The following is a 16,062-nucleotide window of genomic DNA, read 5'->3' as shown; positions in this document are numbered from 1 at the left end:
GACCCAGCCACGGCCTTTAGGTTTGCAAAGTAGAATTATTTGAGAAAATCAGAGCTAATATCTTTACGATTATTAAGTGACTCAGATATTGAATAAATTGAAAAAGAATGGGGTGAACTTTCGCCACGGCTAGGCTAGCGACCTCTTGCCAGTATCAGTCCCCATTCTTAGTTGAGTTGCCAGTAACCAGTTAGAATTTTAGGCTTTAGGCCTGTTAAAGGTTTTAGTTTCCGCAACTCTCATTTGTTAAACTTCAATGTCTAAATTATGAAATTCAAATCAATTATTGGAGTCGATGTAAGTAAATCTACACTTGATGCTTATCTGAAGATCAACCAATGCCACGCAGTCTTTGAAAATAATGAGAAAGGTTACCAGGAGCTGGTGGAATGGGTAATGGAAAACTCTGGGTTAATACTCGCAGAAGAACTGCTTTTCGGATTTGAATCCACTGGGATTTATTCTTCAGAACTTGCTTTGTTTCTTGAAAAGCACTCCCTACCATTTTATATCATCTCAGGACTTGAATTAAAGCGATCCTTGGGAATAAGAAGAGGTAAGTCAGACAAGGCAGACTCTAAAGACATAGCTGAATATCTTTATGAAAAGCAGGAGAAGATTATCCCCACTGTTCCTCCCAAAAAGGTCATCCAGGATCTCAAAAAGCTGTTTAATTACAGAGAGCGACTTGTAAAAGACAGAGCAGCTTACATCACCCGTATCAAAGAATATGAAGCTGTAGTTTCAGAAAACAAATTAAAAGTCTATCAAAAATCCAATACCGAAGTAATCGCTTGTTTAGATAAACAGATCGAAACCGTAGAGAAAGAAATAGACAAACTTTTACGCAAAGATGAACTGTTAATGAACCAATATAAGCTGATTAACTCTATCAAGGGCATAGGCCCACAGACAGCTGTTGCACTTATCGTCTTAACAGAAGGGTTTACCCTATTCGATAGCTGGAGAAAGTTTGCCAGTTATGCAGGAACAGCACCGTTTCCCAACCAGTCAGGTACATCCTATCGAGGGAGAACCAAAACCAGTCCGCTGGCGAATAAGAGAATTAAAACACTGCTGACATTATGTGCAGGCACAGCCATCCAATACAGCACTGAGATGAAGACCTATTACAAGAGAAGAACCGGTGAAGGGAAAAGCAAAATGAGCACACTTAATATTATCAGAAATAAACTTATTGCAAGGGCTTTTGCTGTTGTCAACCGAAATTCCAGCTATGTAGACATATTAAAATATGCCGCATGAAAAAAAACTGAAAATCTTCTTGCTTAAACCTTAGAATACTGGCAGGCGAAGCTTCCGGATTCTGATCCATTTAGCTGACAAAATGCCGTATTTGGTTGTTACTGGTAAGAAGGCGGATATACATAAAATCTAATATGATTTTAATAAGTCAAAAAACCCTTTTTTTAATTTTTAAAAAATCCTCCAATTCCTGATTTGATCTATAAAATGCACAGCGCTGCTAGGAGAAAGAATCAGGATAAATATGATTCCGAAAAGCGCTCCATAGAGATGGGCATCATGGTTTATTCCATCGCTGTCCTGTTTTCCTTTGGTGTAGGAATAAATCAGAAATAATGCCCCTAGAATAAATCCTGGAAGACAGATGATCCCGAAAAGACAAATATCTGCCAATGGAAGAATGATGATACTGGAAAAAACAGTTGCAGCTGTTCCTCCCGATGCTCCCAAAGCTCTGTAATAACTGTTGTTCTGATGTTTCAAGTATGTCGGGATATCTGCTATTATTATTCCCAGGATATAGAATAGAACAAATACAACTCCTCCGAGACTGCTCCCAAATTGGTAGGCCAAAAACTGTTCTACTACCCTTCCAAAAAAGTAGAAAGTAAACATATTAAAGAGGAGATGGATATAATCCTTATGGATAAAACCAGAAAGGATAAATCTATCCCATTGCTTTTGATGTTTGATTTTGTAAGGAGTAAACATCCATCTTTCGATGAAGCTGTGATTATTGAATCCATAAAAGCTGCTGATTACTGTGATAATAATCAGAATTACAGTGATCGAAAGTTCCATATTACTTTTCCCTGTGAATCAGGTCTTCAGAGATTTTTCTGAGGTTTTGATAAAAATCCTCATTCTTAAAATGAAGCGTGTCCAACTGTCGGAAGCCATCTGAGAAATAATGATTCATTTTATCCTCAGTCATTTTTCGGATTCCTAATTTCTCATACAGCTCTTTCACAGCTTGGACTTTTTCTTCCTTGTCAAATTCTCTTTGGGTTAGCCAAAAATCAAGCAATTCTTTATCATCTCCTTCGGCAAGTTCCAGCGCTTTGATAAGGAGGTATGTTTTTTTGTTTGAAATGATGTCGCCGCCTACTTGCTTGCCGAATTTTGCCTGATCTGCAAATACATCCAAAAGGTCGTCTTTAAGCTGAAAGCCTATACCAATATTTACCCCAAAATCGTAAATTTTTTGGCAGTCTTCTTCGGATGCCTCTGCTAGGATTGCTCCCAATTCTAAAGCGAAGCCTAGCAAAACAGCAGTTTTTAACCGAATCATATTGACATACTCATCCTCATGAACTTCTTCCCTGCTTTCAAAATTCATATCATGCTGCTGTCCTTCGCATACTTCTGCAGCGGTTTTATTGAAGAGGCGAATGACTTTGGGAAGAAGGGTAGGAGGCGTAGGAAGCAATAAATCATAGGCTCGAACCAACATGACATCCCCGGAAAGAATAGCTACATTCTCATTCCATTTTTCATGAACAGTAGCTTTTCCTCTTCTCAATGGTGCCTGATCCATGATATCATCATGCATCAGGGTAAAATTATGGAACACCTCGATTGCACTCGCTTGGCTCAGAATGGTTTCAGGATCTTTTTTATAAAGTCCATAGGCCAGCAAGCTTAAGAGAGGCCTTATTCTTTTTCCTCCCAAGCTGAGAATATAGGTGATCGGTTCGTAAAGTTCCTTGGGATCTTCTCCAAAGTTTTGTTCCCTGATAAAGGACTCTAATTTATCTAAAAGCGCGTGCGCGAGGCTTTCTTTCGTCATTGTTTGCAAATTCCAAATCGATGGTTCTTCGGTCAATATCGGTATTAACTACGCGGACCTTCACTTTGTCACCCAAAGTGATCATTTTTTTTGTTCTCGACCCAATAAGTCGCATGTTTTTCTGGTCGAAATCGTAGTAATCATCGTCCATATCCTGTACTCGGATCATTCCCTCGCACTTGGTTTCGGTGATTTCCACAAAGACTCCCCATTCAGTCACTCCGGAGACGATACCGTCGTAATCCTTCTCTTCTGCAAGAGCCATATATTCCACCTGCTTGTACTTGATAGAGGCTCTTTCTGCATCAGCAGCTCGCTTTTCCCGTTCGGAGGAATGTACGCACTTTTGCTCCCATGCTTCAGCATCAGGTGACTTACCTCCATCCAGATAATGTTCCAAAAGTCTATGCACCATCATATCAGGATATCGACGGATTGGGGAGGTAAAGTGAGTATAATGTGGAAAAGCCAAACCAAAATGACCTTTGGGTTCTGTGGTGTATTTGGCCTTGGCCATACTCCGGATAGCAAGTTGCTCTAATACATTTTGCTCCGGTTTGCCTTGGATTTCATCCATTAATTTATTGAGAGCGGAAGAAATTTTCTTTTCGTTATCCAAGTCCATTTGATGACCAAAACGCTTAGCAAAACCCGAAAATGTTTCAAGCTTCTCCATGTCTGGAGAATCGTGGGTTCTGTATACGAAGGTGTCTGCACCACTTCTCTTTTTGAAGATAAACTCAGCAACGTATTTGTTTGCCAAGAGCATGAACTCCTCAATCATTTTGTGGATGTCTTTTCGCTCTTTAATCATCAATCCGAGTGGAGTGCCTTTTTCATCCAATTTGAACTTGACCTCGACAGTTTCGAAATTGACAGCACCATGTTGAAACCTTCTTTTTCGTACCTGCTTTGCAAGATCATTCAACAGCGTTAACTCCTGAAAGAAATCTCCGGATTGATTATCTATGTTTTCTTGTGCCTCTTCATAGGCGAATCTTCGGTCTGAATGAATAATAGTTCTTCCAATCCAATGATTCACCACATTGGCATTGGAGTCCATTTCAAATACACAGGCGAAGGTTAATTTATCTTCATGAGGTCTTAGCGAACAAAGACCATTGCTTAGCCTTTCAGGAAGCATTGGGATGGTTCTATCTACCAAATAAACTGAGGTGGCCCTGTCATAGGCTTCTTTTTCCAAAGCTGTTTTAGGTTGTACATAATGGGTAACATCTGCGATATGGACTCCAACTTCCAGATTTCCATTTTCCAATTTTCTGTAAGAAATGGCATCATCAAAATCTTTGGCGTCAGCAGGATCAATGGTAAAAGTGGTAACATCTCTGAAATCCCTTCTGGCTTTAATCTCTTTGGAAGAGATTTTTTCAGGAATAGCATTTGCTTCTTGATCAGCCTCTTGAGGGTATTCAAATGGAAGCCCAAATTCCGCCATAATGGAGTGTATTTCTACTTCATGTACGCCTGCTTTACCAAGCACTCTAATGACTTTTCCGGTAGGATTTTTATCTCCTTCTCTCCATTCAGTCATTTTGACTATGACCTTTTCATTATGCTCAGCACCCATTAGATCACCTCTGTGAACAAAGATGTCTTTGTGCATTTTTTTGAAATCAGGTACCACAAATGCAAATCGTGGTGAAATCTCTACTCTTCCGACGAATTCATCTCTGTCTCTTTCGAGAATCTCCAACACCTTTCCTTCAGTCCTTCCGGTTTTTCCTTTTAGAGGATAAACCATCACTCTGACTCTGTCACCATCCAAGGCTTGCTTGAGGTCGGCTTCTTTGATAAGAATGTCTCCATCTACTTTTTCCGGATTATCAGGAATTACAAATGCAAATCGTGGATTTACAAAATCTACAGTTCCTTCTATAAAATCCGGGTCTTGAGTAGATGAAAAATAGTTTCTCGGACTTTTAGAGACTGACCCGTTTTCCACTAGTTTATGAAGAACTGGCTCCACTCCACCTTTAGTAAGAGAGTCTCTTATATCAAGTTTTTTGATAATCTGTTTGGCATTGAATTCCTGCCCATAATTCGCATCTAAAAATTGGAGAATTCTACGTGCCAATGATGCGGCATCCGTTTTCTTTCCTCCGTTTTGCTTGTTAGAACTTTTTCTATTTGATTTTCTTCCCATGTTTTGGGTGTTTGTTTTGGTTAAGGTAAAAAGAAATACACCCTATTTTTTATGTTCTTTTTTCAAGTCGTCCAATTGGACAACCTCAAGGTTCATTTCGTCAATCTGTGGATTCATAGCAAGGTAAACTCTTGCCGTGACCTCTACATCTCTTAGACAATATTTTTTGATTTTTTCCAGGTTTTTCTCCAAATGAAAAGTGGCATTGACTTCACTTCCATCCAAATCTTCCTTGGAAGAAGGTATTCCAAAAACAGAAGCCAGTAACTCAAGTCGGGTGTAATACTTGTAATCGCCAAACTTCCACAGCTCCATGGTGTCGAGGTGACGTATTTCCCATGGTCTTTTGCCTGCAATCTGTAAAGGCTCAGGAAGCGGAACTCCTTGAATCAGCATGCGCCTCGATAGATAAGGAAAATCAAACTCTTTACCATTGTGCGCGCACAGAATCCATTTTTTCTTCTCTAATAAGCTGGAAAAGTCAACAAGAAGTTCCCTTTCATCGGGATCTGAAAAAACTTTGGAACGAAAAATCAGTTTTTTGTCCTTCTTTTTCCACTGAAAATAACCCACTCCAATACAGACTACCTGTCCAAATTCCGCATGAATTCCTGCCCGGTCAAAATACAATGAACCCGGTTCTATTTTGCCGTGATCAGTATTCTTGATGAGTTTTTCCTTTTTGACCCACTCCTCTTGCAATCGCTCCCCAAGGTCTTCAAATTTCTCGGTCAGGGAGGCGGTTTCAATATCTAAAAACAATATGTCGCCTAATTGCTCAAAAAAATCAGCCATACTTTCTTCTAACTATGTAAAACCCCTTCCAAACCTAATTCGGGGATCATGCGCTGCAGCGAGGGGTCAAAACTGCCTGGAGTAAATATAAACTTTTTGTCAAATATCTGGTCAAGAATATAATAGCTTACCCAAAACTCATTATTTAAGGAAAAAACTTGAGGGTCAATAGGTTCAACTTTTGCAACGCATTGTGGTCCCAGTTCTTTGATCATGTGTCTCAGTGTTGAAGTCTTTTTTTGTTCTCCTTCAATTTCCCCATAACCTTTGGAAGTGATCATGACAGTGTTGAGTTTGATCAAGTTGAGATTGATAATATAAACTCCCCATTCAGTTCCACTTGCTGTTTCCTCTTTAGCAATAGCTAGTTTGACTCCAGTCACCGGAGAAAAGTCAATATCTTTTTTCATCTGTATAAATTTTCAATGGCTTGAGGAAATGAAATAACTGCTCTTCTTCGAAAGAGGTATTCCTTTTCCATTAATTCATTTTTTCGAACAACTCCATCTCAAAAAGCTGACTGAGATGCCTTTTAACTTTTCCCTTTACTTCTTCCATAGGAATCGGTTTTCCTAATTCCTTGTGAAGAGATGTAACTGCCTTATCGTCAATCCCGCAAGGGATGATGTGTCCAAAATAACTGAGGTCAGCGTTAATGTTAAAGGCAAATCCGTGCATAGTTACCCATCTGCTAGATTTTACTCCCATAGCACAGATTTTTCTTGGATTTTTTTGTTCGATATGGTCTAACCAAACTCCTGTTAGTCCATTTATTCTTCCTGCTTCGATTCCATATTCAGCCAAAGTTAGAATTATAGCTTCTTCCAAAAAGCGAAGGTATTTATGGATATCGGTAAAGAAGTTATCTAAGTCCAATAGGGGATACCCAACCAACTGTCCTGGTCCATGATAAGTAATATCTCCGCCTCGGTTGATTTTATAGTAGGTGGCATGTTGACTTTTCAACCCCGCTTCATCCAATAATAGGTTTTCTTCTTTGCCGCTTTTTCCGAGAGTGTAGACATGCGGATGTTCTACAAAAAGTAGGTAGTTGTCGGTTGCTTCCTGTTCTGCAATTGGGAGGTTTCTATTCCGGATTTTTCGGGCAACGGTTTGAGCAAAAAGCTCTTCTTGGTAATCCCAGGCCTGCTGATAATCCATCAGTCCTAAATCGCGGAACTCAACCTTTTTATTAATTACTTCGTTCATTCAAGTCTCCAAATGGATTTTTATTCAACCGTCAATGAGTTGAATTCGTTCTTCGATTTTTCAAAATTAAGCAATTAAATAAAATGGCTGAGCATAATGAGAAAGGCAAAATGGCTGAGGAGCTTGCTTCCGAATGGTTAATAGGGAAGGGCTATGAGTTAGTGGACAAAAATTACCGCTTTAAACATGCCGAAATCGACCTAATCATGAAATTCAGGGGGATTTTGATTTTTGTGGAGGTGAAGTTTCGTTCTGGAACTGGTTTTGGCTTTGCAGAAGAGTTTGTGGATTTTACCAAAAAGAAGTTGCTGGTCAAAGCAGCAGATGCTTATGTCCATGAAAAAGACTGGCATAAGGATATTCGCTTTGATATAGTGGCTGTTTACAAGGATAAAAGTGGAAACATCAATTTCCGTCAATTTGAGGATGCCTTCTATTAATTATTGACAGCTCTGGGGTTTCTGTATACGAGATTTCCATCCTTGTCCCACTCTGCCCGAATGTAGGGTTTGAAATTGTCAGCAAAAGGAGTTTCTGGATATTGAATCTCCCTTTTTCGGATGGTTTTACTATTGTTGGTGTCCCAGTATTCAGTCCATAAGCCAACTTTCTCACCATATTGGAATTCTCCTGTGACGGCGATTTGTCGGTCTTCATAAAAATAGAAGTAATTCCCCTCTTCTAGTCCATATTGGATTGGAGTGATTTCCTCTACAGTTTGGGTGCTTCTGTTATAATAAGTGATTTTGGATTCTCTCGGCCAGCCTTCTGTAAAGTGGTCTTTGTCCTGAAGGACATTTTTACTGTCAAAAAGCATCCAGGTTTTATGCTTGGTGCCATAATAATACATCCCGCTTTCAACCACTACATCATTGACTCTTCTTTCGTAAGGTCCATGTAATAAGTAACCCTTGCCTTTGGCGAAACCTTCTTTTTTTATACCGCGATCTTTAGGGTCAAACCAGTACACATCACGGATATAAGGATCTAATTTTCTTTCCAAATCCGTGTAATTGAAGAACTCATAAATCTGCTGTCCCCGAATATTATTTCGGATGAAGCCTTTTTGAGTTTTTATTCCAAACCAGATGTTTTTACGGGCCTTCTTCTTTTTTTCTTTTTTCTCTTCTTTTTCTTTAGAATCATCAAAAAGCAAAAGAGGCATGGTGGTCGGTAAAAGGGAAGAGTCTAATACTCCTGTAGAATCAGGATCAGTTTTTTTCTCCTTGCTTTGGGCAAAAAGAGCTGACTGAAAAAACAGGGTTAAAAGAAGAATGGAATAAATTCTATTCATGTAATAAAAAACGGAAATCCGGTCTGAGTATTTTATTCAAAAATAACATTTCAAACGATTATTATTAGTTTTTTGCAAGCAATCTGAATGACGCTGGATATTCCTGTCATCAATATGGTACTTTCATAAAAGCAATTCATCATCAAATCAGCTTCTTTGTTTAGAATTAATAATCTTCTGCCTATTTTTGAGGAATTTGTAAAAAACCTACTGTAAAAATGAATTCTATTCTATCAGATCGCATCTTGAATATGGAGGAATCAGCAACCCTTGCTATGGCAAAAAAAGCAAGAGAGCTGAAATCCCAGGGAATTGACATTATTGGATTGAGTCTCGGCGAACCGGATTTCAAGACTCCCAAACACATTCAGGAAGCAGCTAAATCAGCTATTGACGAAGGAAAGTACTTTTCTTATCCTCCTGTAGCTGGGTATCAGGATCTGAGAGAGGCTCTGGCTAAAAAGTTGAGAGATGAAAATAATATCTCAGAAGCCAAAGCTGAGAATATTGTAGTTTCTACAGGAGCGAAGCATTCCATTGCCAATACCTTCATGTGTTTGTTGAATGAAGGAGATGAGGTGGTTATTTTTTCTCCTTATTGGGTGAGTTATGCTGAAATCATCAAGCTAGCAGGAGGAGTTCCTGTTTTGATTGAGGGTACTTTAGAAAATAATTTCAAAGCTACAGCAGCTCAATTGGAAGATGCATTGACAGATAAAACCAAAGCAGTTATCTATTCTTCCCCATGTAACCCTACGGGTTCGGTGTTTAGCCAAACGGAATTGGAAGCTATCGCAGCAGTAATCAAAAACAAACCAAACTTGATGGTGATTGCAGATGAAATCTATGAATTGATCAATTTTACTGGAAAAAATTTCAGCATTGCATCTCTTCCTGGCATGTTTGAAAGAACCATTACAGTCAATGGATTCTCTAAGGGCTATGCCATGACGGGATGGAGAGTAGGGTATATCTGTGCACCTGTGGAGATAGCAAAAGCTGTGGAAAAAATCCAAGGTCAATTTACCTCAGGTGGAACAGGAATCGCTCAAAGAGCAGCCTTGGCCGCCATTGCCGGTGATCAGACTCCTTCTAAGGATATGGCGGAAGCATATTTCAACAGAAGACAAATTGTATTGGACCTACTCAAAGAAATTCCGGGTATCAAAACTCATATTCCAGAGGGCGCATTTTATTTCTTTCCGGATGTGACAGCATACTTTGGGAAGTCGGCTCATGGGCATTCCATCAAAGATGCTGATGATTTATGTCTTTATTTATTGGATGTTGCTCACGTTTCTTTAGTGACAGGAGGTGCATTTGGAGCTCCAAATTGCGTTCGCTTGAGTTATGCTGCTTCAGAAGATGAGCTCAAAGAGGCAATGAAAAGAATTAAAAAAGCTTTGGCAGAGTTAGCCTAATAATACAGCCCCGGCGAAAGTCGGGGTTATTTTTTTGCCCACAAGAATGGTTTACTTTTGTTCAAAAATCGATTCATGGCAGAAGTCTTAGTAATAACGCCGGTTAAAAATTCCATAGAAACCACATTGGACACAGCTAGAGCTATTTCCAATTCTGATGTTGATGTGCATCATATCATTTTTAATGATTTTAGCACAGAAGAGACAAAAGTGGAATTAGAAAATAATAAAGCTGAAATCGGTTATGAATTGATTCACTTAGAAGAAATCACAGATCACCCTTCTCCAAATTATAAACTGGTACTTCAGACTTCTCAGAAAAAAGCTTTGGAATTGGGCTTACCACTTTTGGTGGTCGAATCGGATGTTGTGGTGATGGCGGATACGATAAGCAAACTTTTAGCGCATCAAAAATCCCATTCAGGCTCTGGCTTGACTGGGGCTGTTACTGTTGATAAAGCAGGAGTAGTCAATTTTCCATACTTGAAATTCAAAGGAAGAAAAGAGACTGAGATCAATACCAAAAGGAGTTTAAGTTTTTGCTGTACACTATTTTCTTTTCAATTTCTGAAAGCTTATGATTTTACTGGACTGGATGATGCCAAGGATTGGTACGATACATTCATTTCTACCAAGGCTTTGGATTGTGGGTTTGAAAATTATGTACTCATGGATGCGCCTGTTTGGCACAGACCACATGGAAGTAGACCGTGGAAGCAGCTGAAATATAAGAACCCTTTGAAATACTACTTTTTAAAATTCTGGAAAGGTTTGGATAAAATTTAATTTGAGCTGGCTACTAAATGAGCCATTTTGGTATTGCTGGAATGTAGAGCCAAAGTATCTCTTCCAAATTTTTTCAACAGGTAATTGTTGTTTTTCAGGAGCTGAAGACAGGCTTTTAGCTCATCTTCAGGTAGATTGACATTTTCGAAAATGATAGCTTCGGGTTGAGTTTTTTCAATTTCAAAAATTTTAATCACCTCTAAATCATAACCTTCTGCGTCAATTTGGAGAAGATTGATTTTTGTGATTTTAAATTTTTCCAATAAAGTAGCTGGACTTATCACATCGACTTCTTCGGAAGTGATTTGCTTCTTAGGGTCTTCTGGAATCTCTATTCCAAACCGATCGCAGTTTTTCTGTACTACCCCTGATGCAAAGTTTTCCTTTAGCTTTTCCAAAGAAAATGAGGCAAGTCCCGTGGCCCATCTCATGGTGCTAAATCCAATTTTATAAAGTTTCTGCTTACCATCCTTTTCTCCAATTGCAGCGCAGAGCGTATGCAGGCCTTTGTTTTTGACATAAATTTTGGAGAGATAATTCCTGTAAACATCTGGTTGCGGCTCTAATAAAACCCCCTTCCATCTATCTCTTTTAATAAATTTATGGATCGGGTCATTCGTTATTCCGTCATTGGCTCCGATTTGAATCACATGAAAGTCACCTTGCTTACTCAAAGAGTATTCCGATAAAAATTCAGCAATGCTCCCTTTTTTTGGTTGATAGAGATGCTTATAAAAATTTATGAAAAGTAGATTTTCTGAAGCACTCAGATTGAATCTGAAATCCTTCCAATATTGCTTTGCTTTGTTCTTTAAAGAGTTTTTCATTTAAGTAATTGAAGGTTTTTGATAAAGAAATTAAAGAGTCAAGAAAAAAAATTATCTACCCATTTTAACAGCGTATTGTAAGGTTTACTCCAGGTTCTTTGAAATCTAAGAGGCCCGTTTAATTCTTTCTCGAAGAAATCGCTGTGTTTAGAATTTAAATAAGCGATGCGCTTTTTTTTCATTTCGTTGGTGCCGGTTCTTTTTCGCTTGCTATTTGGACTAAGCCTGTAAAAAAATCCTACAAAAGGTAATTGAACCACTATCCCTCCGTTTTTGAGCATTTTGATCCAAAATTCCCAGTCTTCCCTTCCCATTTTCATATCTTCAGAAAAGCCACCGCAATCCTCCCAATCTGATTTTCTGAATAGACCGGAAACGTAGATCATGTTATCCCTTGCTAATGCTTTTCTGCTGAATTTTTTGAGATTCCAGGGCTTAGTCCCATGCTCATTGAATTTCACAGCCTGGGCATAAACCACCCTTACCTCTGGATCTTTTTGAAACTGCTCGACGGATTTTTCTATATAATCTTCAGCAATAAGATCATCTCCATCCAGCGGTAAAATCAACTCTCCTTTTGCTTTTTGAATACCATTATTTCTAGCAGCAGCTACTCCCGAATTTTCTTGGTCAATCACATCGATTTGCTGATGTGTCGAAGCTGCTTTGAGGGCAACTTGCAGACTATGGTCAGTACTTCCGTCATTCACTATGATTATTTCAATCTTAGGATAGGTTGATTTCAGAACTGACTCAATGGTTTCTTTCAAAAAAGAGGCTTGGTTGTAGCAGGGGATTACTACTGAGACTAGAGGCATATCGGAATCCATAATCCTGCAAACTAACTCAAAGAAAGTCTATTTCAAACTCCACAAATTGAACCCAAAAATTTTGAAATTTATTGACTAGTGCTAATTATGAATTAGATTATGTAAAAAATACAAATTTAAATTTGGATATTTAAATAGAGTTCTTAACTTTATTCCGGTGATTAAACAACTTTTGTCAACTATTCTTTTTAAATCCTGAGGTTTTATCGCCTCAATTTTCGAACTCTAACAGTTTTCTAAAGAAATCCGGGTCCTTGCGATCCGGATTTTTTTTTGGATATTTTGAAATTATCAAGATGAATAAAAATGGCTTTTCGGCGAACCCTCTTTTTCCTTATTTTTTTCAGTGTACTGGTTTTTGAACCTGTAAAAGGGCAAAAATTTAAATTGGACTCCAATTATGTTGAAGAGACTCCTGAGCTTTTCAGTCTTCGATTTTATTTCTCAAAAAAATATACTGACCTGATCCAAAAGACTGCGGATGGAAATACTTATCGATTTCAGCCTAATTCAGGAAATAATTTGGGTATAGGCTTTACATATCAAAAGCTTACTTTAAATCTAGCTATGCCAGTAGGCTTTCTCAATCCAGACAGGCAAAAAGATTGGCCATTGTACCTGGATTTACAGGCACATCTTTATCCAAAAAACATGATCATAGATGTGTTTGGACAGTTTTACAATGGATATAGCATCCCGTCAGATTTTCTTTCTAATTCTGATTCACCATATCTCCGCGAAGATATTAAGTTGCGAAAATTGGGTTTAAATTTTAATTACTTATTTAATGGGGAACAGCTCTCTTTGATGGCTGCATTTAACCAGTCATTTATTCAAAAGAGATCAGCCTTCTCACCTTTTGTAGGATTTGAGGTTTATGGTGGATCTATCAAAGGGGATTCATTGCTTTTGCCGACTTTCGAAAACCAAAGAGAAAGTAATTTTTCCAATAACCGATCTTTTCAGGTTGGTCCTAATGCGGGATTGGCAGGTACGGTAGTTTTCGGAGGAGGTTTTTTTCTTACAGGGGTATTTTCAGGTAATCTAAGCTTAGCTTATGCACAATGGAATGGATCCTCTGATTTAGATCAATGGGGCATAGTACCCACCTATCTTTTAAGAGGCTTTTTTGGGTACAATTCCAGAAAGTTTTCTATTAATGCGAATTATGTCCTGAAAAACAATCAGATGGTTCGCCTGGATAATTTTGATTTAAGCAAAGAGACCGGGAATTATAGGATTAATTTTATTTACAAGTTTCAGCCAGGAGAAGGTTTCAAACGTGGCTTTTCCAAAATCAATCCCTTGCGTTTAATAAAGAAAGATTGATCGAATTCTTGGGCTAAGGTTCCTTTTATTTTAGCTTTGAAGGTATTCCTAAAATTCTAAATGTATGAGTAAGCAGTTTGGCATAGCCGAATCCCTAGCAAGACTGGGTATTAAATCAGAAAATCTGGGCTCCTCTACCGGTGAAAACTGGGTGGATTCCGGAAAAGAATATATCTCCTCTATTTCTCCTGCTGATGGTACTTTGATCGGAAAAGTACAGGTGACAGATGAGGAAACTTACGAGAAAGTAATAACAACTGCTCAGGTTGCCTTTGAAAAGTGGCGTCTTATTCCGGCTCCTCAAAGGGGGGAAATCGTTCGGGAAATTGGAAATGCGCTGAGGGAAGTAAAAGCTGATCTTGGGAAATTGGTTTCCTACGAAATGGGAAAATCCTATCAAGAAGGCTTAGGAGAAGTGCAGGAGATGATTGACATCTGTGACTTTGCTGTGGGTCTATCCCGACAATTGTATGGCTTAACGATGCACTCCGAAAGACCTGGTCACAGAATGTATGAACAATGGCATCCTTTGGGGATTGTGGGAATTATCTCTGCATTTAATTTCCCTGTAGCTGTTTGGTCTTGGAATACGGCTTTGGCTTGGGTTTGTGGGGATGTGACCGTATGGAAGCCTTCAGAAAAAGCGCCACTTTCCGGAATTGCCTGTCAGTTGATAGTTGGAAAAATATTCAGAAAACATGGAATGCCTGAGGGGATTTCTTCTTTGATTGTAGGAGATTATAAAGTGGGGGAATTGCTCTCCCATGACTCCAGAATCCCTTTAGTTTCTGCCACTGGGTCTACCAGAATGGGGAAATTGGTAGGTAAAGCTGTTGGGGAGCGATTGGGTAGATCTTTGCTTGAGCTTGGCGGAAACAATGCTATAATCATCACAGAAGACGCGGATATGGATATGGCGATCAGGGGAGCACTATTTGGAGCTGTAGGCACAGCGGGACAAAGATGTACTAGTACTCGTAGATTAATTATTCATGAATCTGTTTTTGATGCGATTAAAGAGCGTCTGGCATCGGCATATAGCAAATTGGTGATAGGGAACCCTCTGGACGAAAAAAATCATGTAGGGCCTCTGATAGATCAGGATGCTGTTAAAATGTATGAGCATGCTCTCCAAAAAGTAAAAGAGGAGGGAGGTAAAGCAGTTGTTGAAGGAGGAGTTTTAAAAGGTGAGGGCTATGAGTCTGGATGCTATGTCAAGCCGGCCATTTATGAAGCGGAAAACCACTTTGAAATTGTGCAGCATGAAACATTTGCGCCAATATTATATCTGATCAAGTATAAGACTTTAGCTGAGGCTATAGCCATTCAAAATGGAGTTCCTCAGGGACTTTCTTCTGCAATAATGACTACGAATATGAGAGAGGCTGAAGCATTTTTGTCAGCGGCAGGTTCTGATTGCGGAATTGCAAATGTCAATATCGGAACCTCAGGTGCTGAAATTGGAGGTGCTTTTGGAGGAGAAAAAGAAACCGGTGGAGGACGTGAGTCTGGCTCAGATGCTTGGAAGGCATATATGAGAAGACAAACTAATACGATCAATTATTCCACTGCATTGCCTTTGGCGCAGGGGATTAAGTTTGATATATAATTGAAATAGAAAAGGCTGTCGAAAGTCGATGCGCCCCCAATAAGTGTATGACTTTTTGGGGGCATTTTTATTTCCAATGAAAAAAACAAGATTGACTTTGATTAAAATTTTGAATTAATAATAAAGTCATAAATAGCGTTAAAGGCCTTTTTATTTTTTTTTCAAAAAAAAAAGCCCCAGATTTTTCTGAGGCTAATGTGGGAGCTGATCCCGATGAAATATCGGGAGAACCCCCGACCCTCCCGATGTAATCGGGATGCTCAGAACCAACTGAGCTAGGGTTTTTCAGAAATAAGTTCGGTGATTTTCTTTTTACTTTTCCACGATTTGACTTGTCTTTCCCTTGCAAAAGCATCTGATTTGCTTTCAAATTCTTCCTGATAGACTAATCGCCAATCTTTATTTTTACCAGTAAACCCTTTATGATTTGATAAGTGTTTCCGGACTCTTTCCTCTAAACAATCACATGTGTGGCCCAGATAATATTTATCAGCCTCCTTTGAGAACAATATGTAGAAATAGCAAGGCATATAACGAAAAAGCCCCAGATTTTTCTGAGGCTAATGTGGGAGCTGAGGGATTCGAACCCCCGACCCTCTGCTTGTAAGGCAGATGCTCTGAACCAACTGAGCTAAGCTCCCATCTTTATTTACCCAATCCATTCGAAAGGGAATGCAAAGGTAATTTGAAATTTATTTGATGCAAACAATGGGTTTTATTTTTTTAAATCAAATTGATAATTG

General features: G+C 38.9%; 16 protein-coding genes and 1 tRNA gene. 6 read left to right on the top strand and 11 right to left on the bottom strand.

Annotated features, from left to right (window positions below):
* Nucleotides 1-267: 267 nt before the first annotated feature.
* The gene (locus FL972_RS01950; protein ID WP_144602881.1) at nucleotides 268-1,266 is read left to right on the top strand and encodes an IS110 family RNA-guided transposase; all 999 of its coding nucleotides are present in this window, start codon (nucleotides 268-270) and stop codon (nucleotides 1,264-1,266) included.
* 171 nt (nucleotides 1,267-1,437) lie between these two features.
* Here FL972_RS01950 and FL972_RS01945 read toward each other — a convergent pair whose 3' ends face one another.
* The 6 genes from FL972_RS01945 to lipB all read right to left on the bottom strand — a co-directional run bounded on the left by FL972_RS01945 (nucleotide 1,438) and on the right by lipB (nucleotide 7,223).
* Nucleotides 1,438-2,067 carry a rhomboid family intramembrane serine protease gene (locus FL972_RS01945; RefSeq protein ID WP_144602876.1) on the bottom strand — a complete coding sequence of 210 codons (630 nt, stop codon included), beginning with the start codon at nucleotides 2,065-2,067 and terminating at the stop codon, nucleotides 1,438-1,440.
* A 1-nt stretch (nucleotide 2,068) separates the two neighbouring features.
* On the bottom strand, nucleotides 2,069-3,055 hold the full coding sequence (locus tag FL972_RS01940) for a polyprenyl synthetase family protein (RefSeq protein WP_144602873.1): 987 nt from the start codon (nucleotides 3,053-3,055) through the stop codon (nucleotides 2,069-2,071).
* Nucleotides 3,018-5,219, bottom strand: a complete 2,202-nt coding sequence (gene rnr, locus FL972_RS01935) for a ribonuclease R (RefSeq protein WP_144602869.1) — start codon at nucleotides 5,217-5,219, stop codon at nucleotides 3,018-3,020. Before rnr ends, FL972_RS01940 begins: the two co-directional genes overlap by 38 nt.
* Before the next feature lie 42 nt (nucleotides 5,220-5,261).
* The gene (locus tag FL972_RS01930; protein WP_144602866.1) at nucleotides 5,262-6,014 is read right to left on the bottom strand and encodes a 3'-5' exonuclease; all 753 of its coding nucleotides are present in this window, start codon (nucleotides 6,012-6,014) and stop codon (nucleotides 5,262-5,264) included.
* 8 nt (nucleotides 6,015-6,022) lie between these two features.
* Nucleotides 6,023-6,424: a hypothetical protein gene (locus FL972_RS01925; RefSeq protein ID WP_144602861.1), complete on the bottom strand. Its 402-nt coding sequence runs from the start codon at nucleotides 6,422-6,424 to the stop codon at nucleotides 6,023-6,025.
* Between the two features lie 70 nt (nucleotides 6,425-6,494).
* Nucleotides 6,495-7,223, bottom strand: a complete 729-nt coding sequence (lipB, locus tag FL972_RS01920) for a lipoyl(octanoyl) transferase LipB (protein WP_144602858.1) — start codon at nucleotides 7,221-7,223, stop codon at nucleotides 6,495-6,497.
* A gap of 83 nt (nucleotides 7,224-7,306) precedes the next feature.
* On the opposite strand from lipB, the gene FL972_RS01915 reads away from it, so the two are divergent.
* A complete protein-coding gene (locus tag FL972_RS01915) occupies nucleotides 7,307-7,663 on the top strand; it encodes a YraN family protein (protein ID WP_144602855.1) in 357 nt (118 codons plus the stop codon).
* Here FL972_RS01915 and FL972_RS01910 read toward each other — a convergent pair.
* Nucleotides 7,660-8,517, bottom strand: a complete 858-nt coding sequence (locus FL972_RS01910; RefSeq protein WP_144602851.1) for a toxin-antitoxin system YwqK family antitoxin — start codon at nucleotides 8,515-8,517, stop codon at nucleotides 7,660-7,662. The two genes, FL972_RS01915 and FL972_RS01910, sit on opposite strands and share 4 nt — an antisense overlap.
* Nucleotides 8,518-8,735: 218 nt before the next feature.
* On the opposite strand from FL972_RS01910, the gene FL972_RS01905 reads away from it, so the two are divergent.
* Complete coding sequence (locus tag FL972_RS01905; RefSeq protein ID WP_144602848.1) at nucleotides 8,736-9,938, top strand: pyridoxal phosphate-dependent aminotransferase; 1,203 nt, start codon at nucleotides 8,736-8,738, stop codon at nucleotides 9,936-9,938.
* Between the two features lie 75 nt (nucleotides 9,939-10,013).
* The gene (locus tag FL972_RS01900; RefSeq protein WP_144602843.1) at nucleotides 10,014-10,724 is read left to right on the top strand and encodes a glycosyltransferase family A protein; all 711 of its coding nucleotides are present in this window, start codon (nucleotides 10,014-10,016) and stop codon (nucleotides 10,722-10,724) included.
* On the opposite strand, the gene FL972_RS01895 is transcribed toward FL972_RS01900, so the two are convergent.
* On the bottom strand, nucleotides 10,721-11,551 hold the full coding sequence (locus tag FL972_RS01895) for an FkbM family methyltransferase (RefSeq protein WP_144602840.1): 831 nt from the start codon (nucleotides 11,549-11,551) through the stop codon (nucleotides 10,721-10,723). The genes FL972_RS01900 and FL972_RS01895 overlap by 4 nt on opposite strands.
* A 38-nt stretch (nucleotides 11,552-11,589) precedes the next feature.
* A complete protein-coding gene (locus FL972_RS01890; protein WP_144602836.1) occupies nucleotides 11,590-12,381 on the bottom strand; it encodes a glycosyltransferase family 2 protein in 792 nt (263 codons plus the stop codon).
* Nucleotides 12,382-12,687: 306 nt separating this feature from the next.
* Between FL972_RS01890 and FL972_RS01885 the strand changes: the two genes are divergently transcribed.
* Nucleotides 12,688-13,710 (top strand): DUF4421 domain-containing protein, encoded by a 1,023-nt coding sequence (locus tag FL972_RS01885; RefSeq protein WP_144602832.1) that lies wholly within the window; start codon nucleotides 12,688-12,690, stop codon nucleotides 13,708-13,710.
* A 64-nt stretch (nucleotides 13,711-13,774) separates the two neighbouring features.
* Nucleotides 13,775-15,319, top strand: a complete 1,545-nt coding sequence (amaB, locus tag FL972_RS01880; protein WP_144602827.1) for an L-piperidine-6-carboxylate dehydrogenase — start codon at nucleotides 13,775-13,777, stop codon at nucleotides 15,317-15,319.
* A gap of 275 nt (nucleotides 15,320-15,594) precedes the next feature.
* Here the strand turns inward: amaB and FL972_RS01875 are convergent, their stop codons facing one another.
* On the bottom strand, nucleotides 15,595-15,849 hold the full coding sequence (locus tag FL972_RS01875; RefSeq protein WP_144602824.1) for a GIY-YIG nuclease family protein: 255 nt from the start codon (nucleotides 15,847-15,849) through the stop codon (nucleotides 15,595-15,597).
* A gap of 36 nt (nucleotides 15,850-15,885) precedes the next feature.
* Nucleotides 15,886-15,960 (bottom strand) — tRNA-Val (locus tag FL972_RS01870).
* Nucleotides 15,961-16,062: the final 102 nt, after the last annotated feature.

The organism is Algoriphagus algorifonticola (assembly GCF_007655305.1).
In the GTDB taxonomy this organism is placed as follows: domain Bacteria; phylum Bacteroidota; class Bacteroidia; order Cytophagales; family Cyclobacteriaceae; genus Algoriphagus; species Algoriphagus algorifonticola.
This window is presented reverse-complemented; position numbering and strand designations above follow the sequence as displayed.

Coding starts and splice junctions, on each gene's coding strand:
- FL972_RS01950 (WP_144602881.1), top strand. CDS start 268: ATGAAATTCAAATCAATTATTGGAGTCGATGTAAGTAAATCTACACTT.
- FL972_RS01945 (WP_144602876.1), bottom strand. CDS start 2,067: ATGGAACTTTCGATCACTGTAATTCTGATTATTATCACAGTAATCAGC.
- FL972_RS01940 (WP_144602873.1), bottom strand. CDS start 3,055: ATGACGAAAGAAAGCCTCGCGCACGCGCTTTTAGATAAATTAGAGTCC.
- rnr (WP_144602869.1), bottom strand. CDS start 5,219: ATGGGAAGAAAATCAAATAGAAAAAGTTCTAACAAGCAAAACGGAGGA.
- FL972_RS01930 (WP_144602866.1), bottom strand. CDS start 6,014: ATGGCTGATTTTTTTGAGCAATTAGGCGACATATTGTTTTTAGATATT.
- FL972_RS01925 (WP_144602861.1), bottom strand. CDS start 6,424: ATGAAAAAAGATATTGACTTTTCTCCGGTGACTGGAGTCAAACTAGCT.
- lipB (WP_144602858.1), bottom strand. CDS start 7,223: ATGAACGAAGTAATTAATAAAAAGGTTGAGTTCCGCGATTTAGGACTG.
- FL972_RS01915 (WP_144602855.1), top strand. CDS start 7,307: ATGGCTGAGCATAATGAGAAAGGCAAAATGGCTGAGGAGCTTGCTTCC.
- FL972_RS01910 (WP_144602851.1), bottom strand. CDS start 8,517: ATGAATAGAATTTATTCCATTCTTCTTTTAACCCTGTTTTTTCAGTCA.
- FL972_RS01905 (WP_144602848.1), top strand. CDS start 8,736: ATGAATTCTATTCTATCAGATCGCATCTTGAATATGGAGGAATCAGCA.
- FL972_RS01900 (WP_144602843.1), top strand. CDS start 10,014: ATGGCAGAAGTCTTAGTAATAACGCCGGTTAAAAATTCCATAGAAACC.
- FL972_RS01895 (WP_144602840.1), bottom strand. CDS start 11,551: ATGAAAAACTCTTTAAAGAACAAAGCAAAGCAATATTGGAAGGATTTC.
- FL972_RS01890 (WP_144602836.1), bottom strand. CDS start 12,381: ATGGATTCCGATATGCCTCTAGTCTCAGTAGTAATCCCCTGCTACAAC.
- FL972_RS01885 (WP_144602832.1), top strand. CDS start 12,688: ATGGCTTTTCGGCGAACCCTCTTTTTCCTTATTTTTTTCAGTGTACTG.
- amaB (WP_144602827.1), top strand. CDS start 13,775: ATGAGTAAGCAGTTTGGCATAGCCGAATCCCTAGCAAGACTGGGTATT.
- FL972_RS01875 (WP_144602824.1), bottom strand. CDS start 15,849: ATGCCTTGCTATTTCTACATATTGTTCTCAAAGGAGGCTGATAAATAT.